General features: G+C 68.7%; 1 protein-coding gene and 2 pseudogenes. All 3 read left to right on the top strand.

Translation table 11 applies throughout. From position 1 onward, the window contains the following. Nucleotides 1-127 (top strand): annotated as a pseudogene (locus DS837_RS31775) (transposase); the annotation flags it as partial. A 65-nt stretch (nt 128-192) separates the two neighbouring features. After that, nucleotides 193-1575 carry a transposase gene (locus DS837_RS31770; protein WP_247890240.1) on the top strand — a complete coding sequence of 461 codons (1383 nt, stop codon included), beginning with the start codon at nt 193-195 and terminating at the stop codon, nt 1573-1575. Between the two features lie 21 nt (nt 1576-1596). Beyond that, nucleotides 1597-1722, top strand: a pseudogene (locus tag DS837_RS31765) (IS256 family transposase); the annotation flags it as partial.

Raw genomic sequence — 1722 nt, 5'->3', positions numbered from 1 at the left:
CGAGTTTCTGCGCAAGCTGAAACGCCGGGGGCTGAACGGCGTCAAGCTGGTGATCTCCGACGCCCATGGCGGCATCAAGGCCGCCGTCACCCGTGTTTTCCAGGCGACGTGGCAACGCTGCCGGGTGGGGCCGTTGAAAAAGCCTGCCATCGGTGATTCCCTGTCCTTGCAGGCTGGTGACGGGAGACGGGGATGCTGGGGCAGCGCGGTCCGGAGCAGTACGAGTTCTTCGCCGGCTCTCTGCGCGACCTTGTCCCCGACGACCACGTCCTGGTCCGCGTCGCCCGTGTGCTGGACCTCTCCTGGCTGCGGGCGGAGGTCGCCGACCTCTACTGTGCGGAGAACGGCCGGCCCGGCATCGATCCGGAGGCGGCGCTGCGGCTCATGCTCGCCGGCTTCCTACTGGGCATCGTCCACGACCGCCGGCTCATGCGCGAGGCAGCCGTCAACATTGCGATCCGTTGGTTCTCGGGCTACGGCCTAACGGAGAGGCTGCCGGACCACTCCAGCCTGACCCGGATCCGGCAGCGTTGGGGCGAGGCGCGGTTCCGCCGCGTGTTCGAGCGCACCGTGCAGGCCTGCGTGGCCGCCAAGGTGGCCAAGGGGGAGGTGGTGCACGTCGACGCCTCACTTATCCGGGCGGACGTCAGCTGGGAGGCTCTGGCCAAGTGCTGGGTTGAAAAGGTCGGCGAAGAGAACCCCGTGAACGAGGCCGAGCGGGACTCCAGGAAGACCGGCAAGTACAAGAAGATCTGCACCACCGACCCCGACGCCACCATGGCGACCAGCGGCCGCCGGCAGCGTCTGGAGCCGTCCTACAAGCAACACACGGCCGTGGACGACGAGGCAGGCGTGGTGGTGGATGTACACGTGACCACGGGTGAAGACAACGAGGGCGCGGAACTGACACCAGCGCTCGAGCGGGTCGAGGCATTGACCGGTGTGAAAGTCGCCACGGCCACCGCAGACTCCGGCTATGCCTACGCCAAGGTCTACGGCGAACTCGAGCGCCGCGGAACGGCGGCGGTGATCCCGCCCAAGGCCGAGCCGATCCGCTCGCCGGTGCCCATGCGCCGCTTCCGCTACGACGCCCGGCACGACGTCCTGAGGTGTCCTCGCGGCAAGGTGCTGAAGGCCGGCCGGGCCGTGAAGCACGGGCGGTTCTTCACCTCGCGCGCCCGGGACTGCAAGGGATGCGACCTGCGCGGGCTCTGCCTGTCGGCCGGCCGGGTGAACAAGGCCGTGGTGGTTGGGCACGACTACCCGGCGCTTTTGCGCGCCCGACGCCGACGCGAGAAGTGGTCGGAGAGGGACCAGGAGCTCTACTGCCGCCACCGCTGGAAGGTGGAGGGCGTGCACGGCGAGGCGAAGAGCTGGCACGGGCTCGCCCGCGCGGTTCGCCGGGGCCTCTGGAACATGCGGGTGCAGGCCTACCTGGCCGCCGCGGCCATCAACCTCAAGCGGCTGGCCGCGGCCCTGCTTCTGCTCCGCTCATTGTTCGCCCGTATGCCGGGGAACAGAGCACCCTTCATGATCTTCGTCGATGCCAGCCGGCTTCGAGCTGCCGAGACCTGAACCGAGTTCTTCAACGGCCCCCGGGTGCATTTCTCCAGGACCGCCCTTGCTCATGCCGGCAAGAGCGGGCGCCGTGTCGTGGCGGCCTTCATCGCCACCGCCTTCGCGCAGGACGATGCGGCATCTGCCCGAACGCAGTGGCGGCAA

The organism is Azospirillum brasilense (genome assembly GCF_008365405.1).
GTDB lineage: Bacteria > Pseudomonadota > Alphaproteobacteria > Azospirillales > Azospirillaceae > Azospirillum > Azospirillum brasilense_D.
The sequence above is the reverse complement of the archived record's forward strand: the minus strand, read 5'-3'. Positions and strand labels throughout refer to the sequence as shown.

Bases quoted from the DNA above. Each gene is read 5' to 3' on its own strand.
- DS837_RS31770 (WP_247890240.1), top strand. From the start codon at position 193: ATGCTGGGGCAGCGCGGTCCGGAGCAGTACGAGTTCTTCGCCGGCTCT.